The organism is Streptomyces bohaiensis, from assembly GCF_012033785.1.
Classification (GTDB): Bacteria; Actinomycetota; Actinomycetes; order Streptomycetales; family Streptomycetaceae; genus Streptomyces; species Streptomyces bohaiensis.
In genome coordinates, this window is sequence record NZ_JAAVJC010000034.1 from 1 (window position 1) to 16,398 (window position 16,398).

The 16,398-nt window shown below is 72.8% G+C and carries 15 protein-coding genes; 4 read left to right on the forward strand and 11 right to left on the reverse strand.

What is annotated here, in order from left to right:
• Positions 1 to 33: 33 nt before the first annotated feature.
• Both pafA and HCN52_RS06890 read right to left on the reverse strand, forming a co-directional pair.
• Complete coding sequence (gene pafA / locus HCN52_RS06885) at positions 34 to 1,395, reverse strand: Pup--protein ligase (protein WP_167970369.1); 1,362 nt, start codon at positions 1,393 to 1,395, stop codon at positions 34 to 36.
• Between the two features lie 57 nt (positions 1,396 to 1,452).
• Positions 1,453 to 2,712: an MFS transporter gene (locus HCN52_RS06890; RefSeq protein WP_168087466.1), complete on the reverse strand. Its 1,260-nt coding sequence runs from the start codon at positions 2,710 to 2,712 to the stop codon at positions 1,453 to 1,455.
• A gap of 332 nt (positions 2,713 to 3,044) precedes the next feature.
• Here HCN52_RS06890 and HCN52_RS06895 point away from each other — a divergent pair, with 332 nt between their 5' ends.
• Positions 3,045 to 4,121, forward strand: coding sequence for a LacI family DNA-binding transcriptional regulator (locus tag HCN52_RS06895; protein ID WP_168087467.1), 1,077 nt, complete (start codon positions 3,045 to 3,047; stop codon positions 4,119 to 4,121).
• Positions 4,122 to 4,148: 27 nt separating this feature from the next.
• On the opposite strand, the gene prcA is transcribed toward HCN52_RS06895, so the two are convergent.
• From prcA to arc, 5 genes are all read right to left on the reverse strand, one after another.
• Entirely contained in the window at positions 4,149 to 5,009 is an 861-nt protein-coding gene (prcA, locus tag HCN52_RS06900; protein ID WP_168087468.1) for a proteasome subunit alpha, read from the reverse strand.
• An 80-nt stretch (positions 5,010 to 5,089) separates the two neighbouring features.
• Positions 5,090 to 5,935 (reverse strand): proteasome subunit beta, encoded by an 846-nt coding sequence (prcB, locus tag HCN52_RS06905; protein ID WP_168087469.1) that lies wholly within the window; start codon positions 5,933 to 5,935, stop codon positions 5,090 to 5,092.
• Positions 5,936 to 6,134: 199 nt separating this feature from the next.
• Positions 6,135 to 6,353 (reverse strand): ubiquitin-like protein Pup, encoded by a 219-nt coding sequence (locus tag HCN52_RS06910; protein ID WP_168087470.1) that lies wholly within the window; start codon positions 6,351 to 6,353, stop codon positions 6,135 to 6,137.
• Between the two features lie 147 nt (positions 6,354 to 6,500).
• The gene (gene dop / locus HCN52_RS06915) at positions 6,501 to 8,012 is read right to left on the reverse strand and encodes a depupylase/deamidase Dop (RefSeq protein WP_168087471.1); all 1,512 of its coding nucleotides are present in this window, start codon (positions 8,010 to 8,012) and stop codon (positions 6,501 to 6,503) included.
• 175 nt (positions 8,013 to 8,187) lie between these two features.
• Positions 8,188 to 9,954 carry a proteasome ATPase gene (gene arc, locus HCN52_RS06920; RefSeq protein WP_168087472.1) on the reverse strand — a complete coding sequence of 589 codons (1,767 nt, stop codon included), beginning with the start codon at positions 9,952 to 9,954 and terminating at the stop codon, positions 8,188 to 8,190.
• Between the two features lie 398 nt (positions 9,955 to 10,352).
• Between arc and HCN52_RS06925 the strand changes: the two genes are divergently transcribed.
• Positions 10,353 to 10,664, forward strand: a complete 312-nt coding sequence (locus tag HCN52_RS06925) for a ferredoxin (RefSeq protein ID WP_168087473.1) — start codon at positions 10,353 to 10,355, stop codon at positions 10,662 to 10,664.
• Between the two features lie 16 nt (positions 10,665 to 10,680).
• Here HCN52_RS06925 and HCN52_RS06930 read toward each other — a convergent pair whose 3' ends face one another.
• From HCN52_RS06930 to HCN52_RS06940, 3 genes are all read right to left on the reverse strand, one after another.
• Entirely contained in the window at positions 10,681 to 11,250 is a 570-nt protein-coding gene (locus HCN52_RS06930; RefSeq protein ID WP_168087474.1) for a hypothetical protein, read from the reverse strand.
• A 166-nt stretch (positions 11,251 to 11,416) separates the two neighbouring features.
• Positions 11,417 to 12,310, reverse strand: a complete 894-nt coding sequence (locus HCN52_RS06935; RefSeq protein ID WP_168087475.1) for a tRNA (adenine-N1)-methyltransferase — start codon at positions 12,308 to 12,310, stop codon at positions 11,417 to 11,419.
• A 63-nt stretch (positions 12,311 to 12,373) separates the two neighbouring features.
• Positions 12,374 to 13,588, reverse strand: coding sequence for a site-2 protease family protein (locus HCN52_RS06940; RefSeq protein ID WP_312876584.1), 1,215 nt, complete (start codon positions 13,586 to 13,588; stop codon positions 12,374 to 12,376).
• A 207-nt stretch (positions 13,589 to 13,795) separates the two neighbouring features.
• Here HCN52_RS06940 and HCN52_RS06945 point away from each other — a divergent pair, with 207 nt between their 5' ends.
• Positions 13,796 to 14,824: a RecB family exonuclease gene (locus HCN52_RS06945; RefSeq protein ID WP_245174927.1), complete on the forward strand. Its 1,029-nt coding sequence runs from the start codon at positions 13,796 to 13,798 to the stop codon at positions 14,822 to 14,824.
• A gap of 41 nt (positions 14,825 to 14,865) precedes the next feature.
• Entirely contained in the window at positions 14,866 to 15,534 is a 669-nt protein-coding gene (locus HCN52_RS06950) for a response regulator (protein ID WP_167971165.1), read from the forward strand.
• Between the two features lie 39 nt (positions 15,535 to 15,573).
• On the opposite strand, the gene HCN52_RS06955 is transcribed toward HCN52_RS06950, so the two are convergent.
• Positions 15,574 to 16,296 (reverse strand): HAD family hydrolase, encoded by a 723-nt coding sequence (locus HCN52_RS06955; RefSeq protein WP_168087476.1) that lies wholly within the window; start codon positions 16,294 to 16,296, stop codon positions 15,574 to 15,576.
• Positions 16,297 to 16,398 lie beyond the last annotated feature (102 nt).

The window sequence follows — 16,398 nt, forward strand, 5'->3', positions numbered from 1 at the left end:
CCCGCCGCCCGTGCGGGGCGGCGGGGCCGGGGCTCACATGCCCGCGATCAGCTTCTCCACGCGCTCGTCCACCGAGCGGAAGGGGTCCTTGCACAGCACCGTGCGCTGCGCCTGGTCGTTGAGCTTGAGGTGCACCCAGTCGACCGTGAAATCCCTGCGCTGTTCCTGTGCGCGGCGGATGAAGTCGCCGCGCAGCCGCGCCCGGGTCGTCTGGGGCGGGACGGACTTGCCCTGGAAGACCAGCAGGTCGTTGCAGACCCGCTTCGCCTGGCCCTTGCGCTCCAGCAGGTAGTAGAGGCCGCGCCGCCGGTGGATGTCGTGGTAGGCGAGGTCTATCTGCGCGACCCGCGGGTTGGACATCGACATGTCGTGCTTGGCGCGGTACCGCTCGATGAGCTGGTACTTCATGACCCAGTCGATCTCGGTGGCGACGCGGTCGAGGTCCTCCTCGCGCACCGCCTCCAGCGTGCGACCCCAGAGCTCCAGCACCTGCTCGGTGATGCCGCTGCGGATTCCGCGCCGCTCGCAGAAGTCCAGCGCCTTCTCGTAGTACTCCTGCTGGATCTCCAGCGCGGAGGCCTCGCGCCCCGTGGCCAGCCGCACCTTGCGGCGGCCGGTGAGGTCGTGGCTGACCTCGCGGATGGCCCGGATCGGGTTCTCCAGCGTGAGGTCGCGCATGACGGTGCCGGCCTCGATCATCCGCAGCACCAGGTCGGTGGCGCCGACCTTGAGCAGCATCGTGGTCTCGGACATGTTGGAGTCGCCGACGATGACGTGGAGGCGCCGGTAGCGCTCCGCGTCGGCGTGCGGCTCGTCACGGGTGTTGATGATGGGCCGGGAACGCGTGGTCGCGGAGCTGACGCCCTCCCAGATGTGCTCGGCACGCTGGCTGACGCAGAAGACCGCGCCGCGCGGCGTCTGGAGGACCTTCCCCGCGCCGCAGATCAGCTGCCGCGTCACGAGGAAGGGGATGAGGACGTCCGCAAGCCGCGAGAACTCGCCGTGGCGGCCGACGAGATAGTTCTCGTGGCAGCCGTAGCTGTTGCCCGCGGAGTCGGTGTTGTTCTTGAACAGGTAGACGTCGCCGGCGATGCCCTCCTCGTGGAGCCTGCGCTCGGCGTCGACGAGCAGCCCCTCCAGGATGCGTTCGCCCGCCTTGTCGTGGGTGATGAGTTCGGTGACGTTGTCGCACTCCGGTGTGGCGTACTCGGGGTGCGATCCGACGTCCAGGTACAACCGGGCGCCGTTGCGCAGGAAGACGTTGCTGCTGCGGCCCCATGACACGACGCGGCGGAAGAGGTACCGCGCCACCTCGTCCGGGGACAGCCGACGCTGGCCACGGAATGTGCAGGTGACGCCGTACTCGTTCTCGAGCCCGAAGATTCGGCGGTCCATGTGTGAACAGTACGCCCGCGGGGGCCCTCCCAAACCGGGTTCGGCGCGGCGTTGCGATCATTTTCCGGCGGTGCCGCTCCCCGGGACCGGTTCCACCGCGGCAGCGGCCGGCGAGACCGCGACCTCCCCGGCGCGCACCGGCCGCGCGGCCAGCACCCGGCGGGTGGACAGCAGCACCAGCAGCGCCGCGATCCCGCCCACCCCTGCCACGCCGAAGCCGGCGGCGACCCCGACCTCCTCGAGGATCGGGCCCACGACCGCGGTCCCGCCGGCCACGCCCACCCCGAAGACGGTCACCAGCCAGGAGAACGCCTCGGTGACGGTGCCGGTCGGGGCGTGGCGGTCGATGACCACGAAGGCGCAGGCGAGGACGGGTGCCAGGAACAGGCCGGAGGCACCCGCCAGCAGGGTCATCGCCAGGACCGACTCCGGAGCGAGCACCAGGGGCAGATAGCCGGCGGCGAGGGCGGCGACCAGCACGACGAGCCGCCGCTCGGGCTCGCCCGTCCAGGTCCGGGCGCCGTACCAGAGGCCACCGACCAGGGCGCCGGCGCCGAGGGCGGAGAGCAGGTAGGTCGAGATCAGCTCGTCGCCCGCGTTCTCCGCGTAGGCGACGGCGGCCACCGAGATGGAGCCGAGGGAGATGCCGACGAAGAGGAACGCGCCGAGCAGGACCAGCATCCCGGAGGAGCGGAGGGCGCCGAGCCAGTGGGCCTCACGGGGCTCGCTGCGCCAGTCGCGCGAGGGCACGGAGGTCACCACTGCCAGAGCCCCCAGGACACCGAGGACGTTGACCACGAGCAGCGCCCCGGCCGGGGACCACGCCGCCACCAGCACCATGACCACCAGCGGGCCGACGGCGAACATCACCTCCTGCGCAACCGCGTCCAGCGCGTAGGCCCGGTGCACGCGGTCCTGGCGCTTGAGCACGGAGGGCCACAGGGCGCGCAGCCCGCCCTCCAGCGGCGGGGTCGCCACACCGGCCACCACGATGGCCAGCGCCGCCGGCAGCACCGGGTCGACGGCGACCGCCGCCAGCGCAATCATCGCGACGGCGGAGACCACGGCGGAGGGCAGCATCACGCGCGGCTGCCCGTGGACGTCGGCGAGGCGGCCGAGCCAGGGCTGCCCGACGGCGGTGGCCAGCCCGTAGAGCGCCGCGAGTGCGCCGGCCAGCGTGTAGGAGGCCCCCTCCGAGCGCGCGAAGATGACGATCGCCAGCGGCGCCGTCGCGTAGGGCAGCCGCCCCACCAGCGTCGCGGTGATCAGCCTGCTCGCGTGCGGCATCCGCAGCAGTTCGATGTAGCCCGTCGCCATGCCCGGTCCCACTCCCTCGTCTCGTCCGGTGCCCGCCCCCCGACCGGCCGTGCCCCGGAGCGGGACCTTCGACATGTCGAGGTACTACGTATAACCGCCGTGATTATACGTACGACCCGTGGTTCTCGACCGCCTCCTGACAGACTGGTCCGCACCGTGGACAGACCGCGGGGGTGCGGCCGGGCGCCGAGCACCGGAGAACCGGCGCCGGGACCACCGGGCTCGTGCCCGCACGGAACGGGAGTGGCAGTGACGCAAGTCGACGGACGTGACCCGGCTCGGCACCGCCCACCGCGGCGGCCGGGCCCGAGACAGACCGGGGGCGGCCGACGGTGAGCCGCGCCAGAGGCGCCGGTCCTGCCGACGGCGGCGCGAACGACCGCCCGAACCGGCCCACCAGCCGCGATGTCGCCGACCGGGCGGGGGTCTCCCAGGCCACCGTCTCGCTGGTGCTGCGCGACCGCTGGCACGGCAGGGTCTCCCCCGGCCGCGCGGAGTCGGTCCGTGAGGCCGCGCGGGCACTGGGCTACCGCCCGAACCTCGCCGCCCGGTCGCTGCGGCTCGGGCAGCGGCGCACCGCGCTGCTGGTGGTGCCCGCGCTGACCACCGAGTTCTTCGCGCGTGTCCATTCCGGAGCGGCGCGGATGGCGGCCGAGCACGACATCGGCGTCGTCCTGTACCCCTCGCCCGGCGGGGTCGGGCCCGCCCCCGACCCGTTCGCCTCCGCCAGCGCGACGGTGGACGGGGTGATCGCCTCCTCGATGGCTGCCGAGGCGCTGACCGGCCTGCGCGACGGCGGTCTGCCGCTGGTGATGCTCGACAGCGAGCCGGGGCTGGCGCCCGCGGTGGCGACGGTCAACCCGGACATCGCCGACGGCATGCGGCAGGTCTGCGCCCATCTGCTCCGGCTCGGCCACCGCGACGTCGGCCACCTCGCGGCAGCGGTGGACACCTGGACCTTCCATGCCCGCGCCCGGGTCCTGGCCGAGTCGCTGGCCGGCGCCGGGTCCGCGCGGCTGGTCGCCACCGAGCACTCGGGGCTGACCGTCCGCGAGGCCACGGCGGCCGCCGAACGGGCGCTGCGTGCCTCACCCCGGCCCACCGCCCTGGTCTGCGACGACGACGTTCTCGCCGCCGGGGCGTGCAAGGCGGCACGCCGGATGGGCCTCCGGGTGCCGCAGGACCTCTCGGTCACCGGCATCGACGACCTGGTGCTGGCCGCCGCCGTGGAGCCGGAGCTCACCACCGTGCGGCTGCCTGCCGAGGAGATGGGCGCGGCGGGGCTCACCGCACTGCTGAGCGTGCTCGGGGGACGTGAGGCGGGCAACACCCTGCTCCCGGTGGAGCTGGTGTGCCGCGGTTCGACCGCGGCGCCGCCGCACGTCCCCGGGGCGGCGTCCGGTCGCTGACCGGCCACCGCCCCGGGGCGGACCGCCTCAGTCCTCGGAGCCGTCCTTCGAGCCGGACTCCTTCGCGTCGGAGTCCTTCCCCTCGGCGGTCTTCCCGGCGGAGTCCTTCGCGTCGGAGGTCTTCGAGCCGGACCCCTTCGCGTCGGAGTCCGCGCCGTCCGACTCCCCGGCGCCGCCGCCGGAGCCCGCCGCCGGCTCCAGGAGCTCGGACAGCCGGCGGCCCAGCACCCGCTTGAACTTGCGGCGCTGCGGCCGGGTGCGGTCCAGCACCGCGACCTCCAGCTGATCGCCCGTCAGCGACCGCTCCCCGCCGTTGCCGTCCCGCCCGAGCGCCTGGACGGCCAGCCGCAGGGCGGCGCCCAGCGTCATGCCGTCCTCGTGGCGCTGGTCGAGGTAGGCGCTGATCTGGTCGGCGTTCCCGCCGACCGCGACCGAGCCGTGCTCGTCGATGATGGAGCCGTCGTGCGGCAGCCGGTAGATCTGGTCGTCCTCCGGGGCGTCCCCCACCTCGGCGACGATCAGCTCGACCTCGTACGGCTTCTCCCCCGCGCTGGAGAAGATGGTCCCCAGTGTCTGGGCGTAGACGTTGGCGAGGCCGCGGGCGGTGACGTCCGCCCGGTCGTAGGTGTAGCCCCGCAGGTCGGCGTAGCGCACCCCGCCGATGCGGAGGTTCTCGTACTCGTTGTACTTGCCCGTCGCCGCGAACCCGATGCGGTCGTAGATCTCACTGACCTTGTGCAGGGCCCGGGAGGGGTTCTCCGCCACGAAGACGATGCCGTCCGCGTACTGGAGCACCACCAGGCCGCGCCCGCGCGCGATGCCTTTGCGGGCGTACTCCGCGCGGTCGGCCATCGCCTGCTGGGGCGAGACATAGAACGGTGTCGTCACCGGCTGTCGGTCCCTTCCTCTGCTCCTGCGCCCGGGGGCGTCCGATGCCCCGGGGCTGCCTTCTCTGCCACGGAGGCGGCCTAGACCAGCGGGGCCAGCGGCCCGTTGGGCAGCTGGAGCCGACCGTCCAGGACGCTGCGCGCCACCGTGGTCACCTCGTCCTCGTCGAGACGGCGGTAGCCGCTCTCGGCGATGACCGCGACCACCGGGTAGATGCGGCGCGCCACGTCCGGGCCACCGGTGGCGGAGTCGTCGTCGGCCGCGTCGTACAGCGCCTGCACCGCCACGGTCGCCGCCTGTTCCTCCGTCAGGTCCGCACGGTGCAGCTTCTTCAGCGAGCCGCGGGCGAAGACCGAGCCCGAACCGACGGCCGCGAAGCCGTACTCCTCGGAACGGCCGCCGGTGACGTCGTAGGAGAAGATGCGACCGACGGCGCGGTCGGTGTCGTACCCGGCGAACAGCGGGACCACGGCGAGCCCCTGCATGGCCATGCCGAGATTGCCGCGGATCATCGTCGACAGCCGGTTGGCCTTGCCCTCCAGCGAGAGGGTGTCGCCCTCGACCTTCTCGAAGTGCTCCAGCTCCAGCTGGAACAGACGCACCATCTCCACCGCGAGACCGGCGGTGCCGGCGATGCCCACCGCCGAGTACTCGTCGGCCGGGAACACCTTCTCGATGTCCCGCTGGGCGATCATGTTGCCCATGGTGGCCCGCCGGTCGCCGGCCAGCACGACCCCGCCGGGGAACGCGACGGCGACGATGGTGGTGCCGTGCGGTGCCTGCACCGCGCCCTGCACCGAGGGAAGCGGGCGACTGCCGGGCAGTTGCTCCGGCGCGTGCGTGGACAGGAAGTCCATGAACGAGGAGGAACCCGGGGTGAGGTACGGCGCCGGGAGCCGGCCCTGGTCGTGGGAGTTGGCTGCCACTGATGTCCTTCCAGATTGGAGCCGGCGCGCCGCTCCCGCCGGGCGCGGGGCCCTGTGCGGACGGCGCGGCGTCGAACCGGAGCAGAGTACGCAACGGACCCTACCCGCGCCGGGACCGTGATCCACATGATCTGCCGGTGGGGACGGGGCGGTGCCCCGCCCCCACCGCGCCCGCCCCCGGCGGGGGCGGGCGGCGGCGTTACTCGCCGCCCTTCTGCACGAAGCCGCGGACGAAGTCCTCGGCGTTCGACTCCAGGACCTCGTCGATCTCGTCCAGGACGGAGTCGACGTCCTCGGTCAGCTCTTCCTGACGCTCCTTGAGTTCGTCGGAGGACTCCGTCGAAGCGCTCTGCTCCTCGGTCTCCTCCGTGGCGCGCGATGCCTTCTGCTGACCGCCGCCGGTGTCCTTGGTCGCCATCTGCCTCACCCCGCTCAGTTCGCCGCTCGACTGCGTCGTGCTCCGGATTCAGACCCTACCGCCGGGTACTGACTTCGGCTTCTTCTCGGCCGGTGCGGCGCGGGCGCCGGCCGGTCCGTTCCCGATCATGCCCCTCCGCGGGGCGTTTCAGCCTCCCGCGAGCGCACGGACCAGTTCCTGGGCGGTGTCGCAGCGGTCCAGCAGTCCCCCGACGTGCTCCCGGGTGCCGCGCAGCGGGTCCATGGTGGGCACGCGCTGGAGCGACTCGCGCCCGGGCAGGTCGAAGATGACCGAGTCCCAGGAGGCGGCGGCGACATCGTCGGCGTACTGGTCCAGGCAGCGGCCGCGGAAGTAGGCACGGGTGTTCTCGGGCGGGTGCGCCACGGCCCGGGCGACCTCGGCATCCGAGAAGAGCCGCTGCAACCGGTCGCGGGCGACCAGCCGGTTGTACAGCCCCTTCTCGGGCCGGACGTCGCTGTACTGGAGGTCGACCAGGTGCAGCCGGGCGGCGTCCCAGTCCAGCCCGTCCCGGCGGCGGTAGCCCTCCAGCAGCTCCCGCTTGGCGACCCAGTCCAACTGGTCCGCGAGGCTCGCCGGGTCGCTCTCCAGCCGTGTCAGCACGTCCTCCCAGCGGGTGAGCACGTCCCGGGTCTCGGGGTCGGCGTCCGCCCCCCAGCGCTCCTCGACGTACTTGCGTGCCAGCTCGAAGTACTCCATCTGGAGCTGCACCGCGGTCAGGGTCCGGCCGCTGCGCAGCGTGATCAGCCCGCGCAGCCCCGGGTCATGGCTGACCCGGTGCAGGGTGCGGACCGGCTGGTCCACGGCGAGGTCGACGGCGATGAAGCCGTCCTCGATCATCGAGAGCACCAGGGAGGTGGTGCCGAGCTTCAGGTAGGTCGAGATCTCGGAGAGGTTGGCGTCCCCGATGATCACGTGGAGTCGGCGGTACCGGTCCGCGTCGGCGTGCGGCTCGTCCCGGGTGTTGATGATGGGCCGCTTGAGCGTGGTCTCCAGCCCCACCTCGACCTCGAAGAAGTCGGCGCGCTGGCTGATCTGGAACCCGTGCTCCGAGCCGTCCTGCCCGAGCCCCACCCGGCCGGAGCCGGTCACCACCTGGCGGGAGACGAAGAACGGGGTCAGGTGGCGGACGATGTCGGCGAACGGCGTCTCGCGCCGCATCAGGTAGTTCTCGTGCGTGCCGTACGAGGCGCCCTTGTTGTCGGTGTTGTTCTTGTAGAGCTGGATGGGCCGTGCGCCGGGGACCTCGGCGGCCCGCCGCGCGGCCTCCGCCATGATCCGCTCCCCCGCCTTGTCCCACAGCGTGGCGTCCCGCGGGCCGATCGTCTCGGGGGCGCTGTACTCGGGGTGTGCGTGGTCGACGTAGAGCCGCGCGCCGTTGGTGAGGATGACGTTGGCCAGGCCGATGTCCTCGTCGGTGAGCTGACTGGCGTCGGCGGTGTCCCGTGCCAGGTCGAACCCGCGCGCGTCCCGCAGCGGGTTCTCCTCCTCGAAGTCCCACCGCGCCCGGCGGGCGCGGTGCATGGCCGCCGCGTAGGCGTTCACCACCTGGGACGAGGTGAGCATGGCGTTGGCGTTCGGGTGCCCCGGAACGGACACGCCGTACTCCGTCTCGATGCCCATCACGCGCCGTACTGTCATGCGGCCCTCCTTGCCCGGCGGGGGCCGCCCGGACCGGCCACCTCGTGCCCGAGCCTAGGCGCCACGGGCGGCGATGGGGAGGTCACAGGCGGTTTCGCGCGGGCTGTCTGAGAAAAACGCCCGGCTGCGGGACACGCGGGCGCATCACCCACGTGCCCGCAGCCGGGCGGTGCCCTTACAGGTACTGTCCGGTATTGGCCACGGTGTCGATGGAACGGCCCGTGTCGGCGCCCTGCTTCCCCGTGACGAGGGTGCGGATGAAGACGATCCGCTCGCCCTTCTTGCCGGAGATGCGGGCCCAGTCGTCGGGGTTGGTGGTGTTGGGGAGGTCCTCGTTCTCCTTGAACTCGTCGACGCAGGCGGCGATGAGGTGGGAGACGCGCAGACCCTTCTGGTCCTGGTCCAGGAACGCCTTGATGGCCATCTTCTTGGCCCGGTCGACGATGTTCTGGATCATCGCGCCGGAGTTGAAGTCCTTGAAGTACAGGACCTCCTTGTCACCGTTGGCGTAGGTGACCTCCAGGAAGCGGTTCTCCTCCGTCTCGGCGTACATCTGCTCCACGACCGTCTGGATCATGCCGTCCACGGCGGCCTCGCGGCTGTCGTGGTGCTCGGCGAGGTCGTCGGTGTGGATCGGCAGCCGTGCGGTGAGGTACTTGGAGAAGATGTCCTTGGCCGCCTCGGCGTCCGGCCGCTCGATCTTGATCTTGACGTCCAGTCGGCCGGGCCGCAGGATCGCCGGGTCGATCATGTCCTCGCGGTTGGAGGCGCCGATGACGATGACGTTCTCCAGCCCCTCCACGCCGTCGATCTCGGAGAGCAGCTGCGGGACGATGGTGTTCTCCACGTCCGAGCTGACGCCGGAACCGCGGGTGCGGAACAGGGAGTCCATCTCGTCGAAGAAGACGATGACGGGGGTGCCCTCGCTCGCCTTCTCCCGGGCCCGCTGGAAGACCAGGCGGATGTGCCGCTCGGTCTCGCCGACGTACTTGTTGAGCAGTTCCGGGCCCTTGATGTTCAGGAAGAAGCTCTTGCCCGCGGGTTGCCCGGTGACCTCTGCGACCTTCTTGGCCAGGGAGTTGGCCACCGCCTTGGCGATCAGGGTCTTGCCGCAGCCGGGCGGGCCGTAGAGCAGCACGCCCTTGGGCGGACGCAGCTCGTGCTCGCGGAAGAGGTCGGGGTGGAGATAGGGGAGCTCGACCGCGTCGCGGATCAGCTCGATCTGGTTGCCGAGGCCGCCGATCTTCGCGTAGTCGATGTCGGGGACCTCTTCGAGGACGAGCTCCTCGACCTCGCTCTTGGGGACGACCTCGTAGACGTAGCCGGAACGCGACTCCAGCAGCAGCGCGTCGCCGGCGCGGAGGGTCACGTCGAGCAGCGGCTCGGCGATCCGGACCACGCGCTCCTCGTCGGTGTGGCCGACGACGAGCGCGCGCTCGCCGTCCTCCAGCACCTCCTTGAGGGTGACGATGTCACCGGCGCGCTCGAACTCCATCGCCTCGACGATGTTGAGCGCCTCGTTGAGCATCACCTCCTGGCCGCGCTTGAGCTCCTTGAGCTCGACGCCCGGGCTGACGTTGACCCGGAGTTTGCGGCCGCCGGTGAAGATGTCGGCCGTGTCGTCGTCGTTGGGCTGAAGGAAGACCCCGAAGCCCGCCGGCGGCTGGGCGAGCCGGTCGACCTCCTCCTTCAGCGCCACGATCTGGTCGCGTGCCTCCCGGAGCGTGGTCGCCAGACGTTCGTTCTGGGAGGTCACCCCGGCCAGACTGGTCTGCAACTCGACAACTCGCTCCTCCAGGGCACGGGTGTGCCGCGGGGAATCGGCGAGTTTCCGGCGCAGGACGGTGATCTCCTGCTCTAGATCGGCGACCTGCCGGGCCGGGTCCTGAGACCCCCGACCGGGGCGGACGCCGTGGTTGGTCTCGTCTTCGTGGGATGCCACGGTCCTCACCTCCTCCAAAGGGAGCTGGACGCTTCCAGACCCTACCTGGACCAGTGTCGGTCGAAACCTCTTCGATCAAGAAGACCATCGAGGCGTGTCCGATCTTCACTCGTGCGCGCTCCCTGTCGCCTGGGGGATACCCACCCGGGGGCCCCGGAAAGCGGGCAGCGGTAGAGTCGGGGGTGGCCGACACCCCCACCGGGTTCCGCCGCGCGCCGCCTCCGGGCGGTGCCGGGACCGGGAGGCGCAGGTCGCGGCGGTGACGGCCCGGCAGGACCGTCCGCCGCGGAAAGGCGTGCGATTACCCGTCGAACGGCGCGGGGAGGGTGTGGCATGACGGACAGGATCGAGCGGACCCGCCCGGCGACAGCCAGGGCGCCCGGGAAACGGTGGGTGGGATGAGCGCGCAGCACACGGCCGCCGACGAACTCGAGGTCTGGATCGACCAGGAGCTCTGTACGGGCGACGGGATCTGCGCCCAGTACGCACCCGAGGTGTTCGAGCTGGACATCGACGGCCTCGCCTACGTCAAGCCGCCGGTGGCCGCCGGCGAGGAGGCCGATCTGCTGACGGAGCCCGGCGCGACCGCGCCGGTGCCGCTCCCGCTGCTGCGGGACGTCGTGGAGTCGGCGAAGGACTGCCCGGGCGACTGCATCCACGTGCGGCGGGTCGCCGACGGTACCGAGGTGTACGGCCCCGACGCGGACTGAGCCGCCGCCCGGCCGCTCAGGTGGGGAACGGGGGCGCCGGCGGTGCCGCCTGGTCGACGACCAGCCGCCCGTCGCGCCAGTTCCAGGTCGCCTCGCCGTGGAGGTCCGGGTGGCTGCGGGGAACGTCCGGCGAGGAGTAGGCGAGCAGTACGGCCCGCAATTCGCCGTCGCCCGCGGTCAGTTCCTCGACGATCATGCCCTCCGCCGGGTCCACCAGCGTCTCGGCGACCGCCACCGCGCCGTCGGCCCGCGCAGTCAGCAGGTAGAGCCCGTGCGGCGGCGTGCCGCCGCCGGCGTCGCAGCGCACGGCGGCGACGGTCTCGGTGCGGCCGTCGCCGTCGAGGTCGACCTGGGCGCTGTGGGTCACCGCGGCTCCGTGCGGGCCGCACTCCAGGGGGTAGTCCACCGTGCGCGGATCGGGACCGCCGGTCGCCTGCGGAAGCGGGTCCCCGGGACGGGCCGTCGCTCCTTCGGGCTGCACGAGGGCGGCGACCGCCGCGACCGCGGCCACCGCCGCCGCAGTGGCCAGCCAGTGGACGGCGCGGGCACGGGTGTGCGGGAGTCCGGGATCGGCCGGGGACTGCACGCTGAGGTCTCCAGGGAGGAAGCGCCACGGAGCGCGGCGGGCGGGATGCTGTGCATCGTGCCACACCCTCGGCGCGTGATGAAGGGCCGCCCGGGCCCGGCTCCGACGGGTGCGCCGTTCCACCCGGCTCGGGTGGAACGGCGCGATGTCGTCGGTGCGTTGTCGGTCAGGCGCGGCCGCTGCCGGGGCCGGTGTAGTCCTCGCCGTAGGCGCCGGGCGCGGGGCGGCGGCGCCGGCGCGGCGGCTCGACGCCGTCGGCCAGACGGCGGGCGGTGAGGAGGAAGCCGGTGTGGCCGATCATGCGGTGGTCGGGGCGGACCGCGAGACCCTCGACGTGCCAGGTGCGGACCATGGTCTCCCAGGCCGACGGCTCGTTGAAGGTGCCGTGCTCGCGGATGGTCTCCACCGTCCGGGACAGCTGCGTCGTGGTGGCGACGTAGGCGCACAGGATGCCGCCGGGCACCAGCGCCTTGGAAACGGCGTCCAGGCACTCCCAGGGGGCGAGCATGTCCAGGACGACCCGGTCGACCTCGGTGTCGCTGAGGTTGTCCTGGAGGTCGCCCACCGTCAGCTGCCAGGCCGGGTGCGGTCCGCCGAAGTAGCGCTCCACGTTGCCCTTGGCGATGTCGGCGAAGTCGGCGCGGCGCTCGTAGGAGTGCAGCATGCCGTGATCGCCGACGGCGCGCAGCAGGAAGGTGGAGAGCGATCCCGATCCCACACCCGCCTCCACCACCCGCGCGCCGGCGAAGATGTCGGCCATCGCCAGGATCTGCCCCGCGTCCTTGGGGTAGACCACGGCGGCCCCGCGGGGCATGGACAGGACGAAGTCGGTGAGGAGCGGGCGCAGCGCGAGGTAGTCGACCTTGCCGGTGGTGCGGACGACGGTCCCCTCGGGGGCACCGATCAGCTCGTCGTGCGGGAAGGCACCCTTGTGGGTGTGGAAGCTCTTCCCGGCTTCGAGCGTGAAGGTGTAGTGGCGGCCCTTGGGGTCGGTGAGCTGTACCTGGTCCCCGACCCTGAAGGGCCCGCGTCGGCGGGCGGCACCGGTCGGTTCGGACATGGGGAGCAGCCTAGTCCAGCCGCGTGACGGGCCCTAATCGAGGGGCCCGCCCGCCGGCGCCGGTCAGCGGCCCGAGGGCCGTCCGCCTCCGGACATCGCGGCCACGAAGGCCCGTTCGACGTCGGAGGTGGCGAGCACGCCGTAGATCTCGCCGGTCGGCTCGACCACCAGGTACTCCGAGGCGGGGTGGTCGCGGAGGTGGGTGAGCAGCGCCTCGCCGCCCAGGTCGGTGCGGATGCGGGTCCCCTCCGAGATGTCCTGGGCCAGCCCGCCGACCGGCTCCCAGGGGCGCCGGTGGTCGGGGACGGCGGCGATGGCGGACTCGCGGACGACGGCGCGGGGCGTGCCGTCGGGCTCCACCACGACCAGGGCGCGCGCGCCGGCGTCGTTGGCGCGGCGCAGCGCCTCCGAGAGCGGGGCGTCGGCCGGTACCGGTACGGCGCGGCGGGTCAGCGCGGTGGCGGTCAGCCCGGGGAGCCGCTCGCGCAGCCGGGCCATGCGGAGGCTGTTGCCGGCGCCGGTCCAGATGATCGCGGCGAGGACCGCGGCGAGCAGGCCGTCGGTGAGCGAGTCGACGCCGGTGAAGGACTGCCGCTCCACCAGGACGCCGGTGTGGGTGACCAGCGGGAACCCGATGAGGACCGCGACGGCGAGGGCGCGCCCCGCCCAGGCGGCGACGACGGTGCCGGTCATCGGCCGGCCGGAGATCTTCCACACGACGGCGCGCAGCATCCGCCCGCCGTCCAGCGGCATCCCCGGCAGCAGGTTGAAGACGGCGACGATGAGGTTGGAGAGCATCAGCCCGGCGACGAGCACGCCGGGTACGGTGCCCCGCTCGGTGACGAGCATCCCGAGCCAGAAGACCGCGGCCAGCACCAGGGAGAGCAGCGGCCCGACGAAGGCCAGCACGAACTCGCGTCCCGGGGTCGGGGAGTCCTTCTCGATCTCGGAGACCCCGCCGAAGAACTGGAGCTGGATGCGGCGCACCGGCAGTCCGAACCGCAACGCCGCCACGGTGTGGGCGAGTTCGTGCACCAGCACGGAGGCGTAGAAGGCGACGGCGAAGAACAGCGCGACGAGGTAGCGGGTGCCGCCGATGCCGGGGATGATCCGCTCCAGCTGGTTGCCGAAGAACCAGGTGATGAGCGCGGCGACGAGGAACCAGCTGGGCGCCACGTACACGGGGACCTTGAAGATGCGGCCCATCAGGATGCCGCCCCCGCCGCCGGGGCGCTTCTTCCCCGAGCCGCCGGCTTCCGGCCGGTCCGCCTCTCCCACGGTGTCCCCTTGTCCTGTGTTCTCGACGCCTGTCCGCGCGCGGTGGCGACGACGGCCCGGGTGCGTTCCCGCCGGGCGTCGCCCGGCGCGGGCGGCCGGTCCGCCGGACCGCCGCGCGCGCGGTGATCGGCACGATCATGCCGCGCCGGGCCCGTCATGACGATGGTATTGCGCCGGGTGTCGGTGGCGGGTCGTAGGGTTCTGCACATGGAAGCGTCACCCGCACCGCGTACCGCCTCGCTCTCGCCGTCCCGCGCGGCGGACTTCATGCAGTGTCCGCTGCTGTACCGCTTCCGGGTGATCGACCGGCTGCCGGAGGAGCCCAGCCCGGCGGCCACGCGCGGGACCGTCGTGCACGCCGTGCTGGAACGGGTCTTCGACGCGCCCGCGGGGCAGCGCACCGCCCGCCGCGCCCGGGCGATGGTGGTGCAGGAGTGGGAGCGGCTGCTGGCCCGCCGACCGGAGCTGGCGGCGCTCTTCGCCGACGAGCCGGCCGAGCCATCCGCCGGCGCCGCCGCTCCGGCGGATGGTGCGGACGCCTCGGCCGCCGCGCCCGAGGGTGGCCCGGTCGCCGGCGTCGGCGCCGGCCCGGAGGCCGCCGCGCGGCTGGCGCGCTGGCTCACCGACGCCGAGGAACTGGTCGAGCGCTGGTTCACCCTGGAGGACCCGACCCGGCTGGAGCCCGCCGAGCGCGAGATGTGGGTGGAGACCAAGCTCGACTCGGGGCTGCGGCTGCGCGGCGTCATCGACCGGGTGGACATCGCGCCGACCGGCGAGGTGCGCATCGTCGACTACAAGACGGGCAAGGCCCCCCGTCCGGAGTACGCCGGCGACGCGCTGTTCCAGATGACCTTCTACGCCCTGGTGGTCTGGCGGCTCAAGGGCGTCCTCCCGCGGCGGCTGCAACTGGTCTATCTGGGCAGCGGCGACGTCCGCCACTACGACCCGGTGGAGGAGGACCTCCGCGCGGTGGAGCGCAAGCTGCTCGCGCTGTGGGAGGCGATCCGGGAGGCGACGGAGACCGGCGACTGGCGGCCCCGCCGCACCAAGCTCTGCGGCTGGTGCAGCTACCGGTCGATCTGTCCCGAGTTCGGCGGCACTCCCCCGCCCTATCCGCTGCTGGTCCAGGACACGCTGCCGTTGGTGGACGCGGGCGCCCCCGCGGCTCCCGGCGCGGGCCGCCCGTCGGCGGACGCCTCCGCCGACGGGGGTCGGCAGGCGCCGGACGGTGCGTGAGCGAGAATGGGGCAGGTTCACCCGTCCCGTGAGGAGCGCCCGTGCCCATTCGTGTGCTGCTGGTCGACGACCAGCCCCTGCTGCGCACCGGTTTCCGCATGATCCTGGAGGCGGAGGGCGACCTCGCGGTCGTCGGCGAGGCCGGTGACGGTCAGCAGGCGCTGGAGCAGGTCCGGACGCTGCAGCCCGATGTCGTGCTGATGGACATCCGGATGCCGCGGATGGACGGCGTCGAGGCGACGCGCCGCATCACGGGCCCGGCGAAGGACGGCCCGGTGAAGGTGCTGGTGCTGACCACCTTCGATCTCGACGAGTACGTGGTGGAGGCGCTGCGCGCGGGGGCGAGCGGATTCCTGCTGAAGGACGCGCCCGCCGCCGAGCTCGTGCAGGCGATCCGGGTGGTCGCCGCCGGCGAGGCGATGCTGGCGCCGAGCATCACCCGGCGGCTGCTCGACCAGTACGCCGGAAAGCTGCCCGCCGGGGAGGAGCAGCTGCCGGAGACGCTGAGCACGCTGACCGAGCGCGAGCTGGAGGTGCTGCGGTTGGTGGCCCGGGGCATGTCCAACGCCGAGATCGCGGCGGAGCTGTTCGTCAGCGAGACCACGGTGAAGACCCATGTCGGGCACGTGCTGACCAAGCTGGGGCTGCGGGATCGCGTGCAGGCCGCGGTCTACGCCTACGAGAGCGGGCTGGTCCGCCCCGGGCGCTGACCGTGCGGCCGCTCCCGACCGCGTGGGCCCGGCGCGGCCTCAGAGCGGTCCGGCGGGTTCACCCGCCCGGGCGGTCGGCCACAGCCCGCGCAGGTAGCGCAGGTCGACCTCGGTGAGTGAGGCGACGACGCTGCGGCGGTGCGCGGGCGGGATCGGCACCACGGACGGCACCACCACGACCTGGCAGCCGGCCGCCTCCGCGGCGGCCACGCCGGTCAGGGTGTCCTCGACCGCCACGCATTCCTCGGGTGCCACGCCGAGACCGCGGGCCGCGGCGAGGTAGGGGTCCGGGTGCGGCTTGTTGCGGCGCAGGTCGTTCCCGGCGACGGTGAGCGTGAAGGACTCCCGGCCCAGCACGGTGCTGACCACGTCGACCACCGCCCGGTCGGAGGCGGAGACCAGGGCGGTGGGCACCCCCTGGCCGGCCAGTTCGTCGAGCAGCCGCCGGGCGCCGGGCATGAGCTCGAAGCCGTCGCCGAGCCGCGTCAGGAAGGCGGCGTTGATGAGCGGGCCGAGTTCCTCGAGGGTGATCGCGGCGCCGGTGGCCTCGATCAGGTGGCGGCCGACGCGCCCCATGGGCCCGCCGCTGACGACGGCGCGGTGGTGGTCGGCGAGGGCGTGGCCGAGACCGGCGAAGACGGCGACCTCTGCGTCCCACCACAGGTTCTCGGTGTCGACCAGGGTGCCGTCCATGTCGAGCAGGACCGCCCGGGGGGCGGGGGTGCCGCCGGGGCCGTCCGTCGTGGGGAGGAACGTCGTCATCCGCGTGCACCTCCGGGGGAAGGGAAGGCCGGTCGTCACCCCCGCGTGCGGGGGCGGCGACCGGCCGGGTCCGGACCGGTCAGTGTACGCCGCACCCCGCGC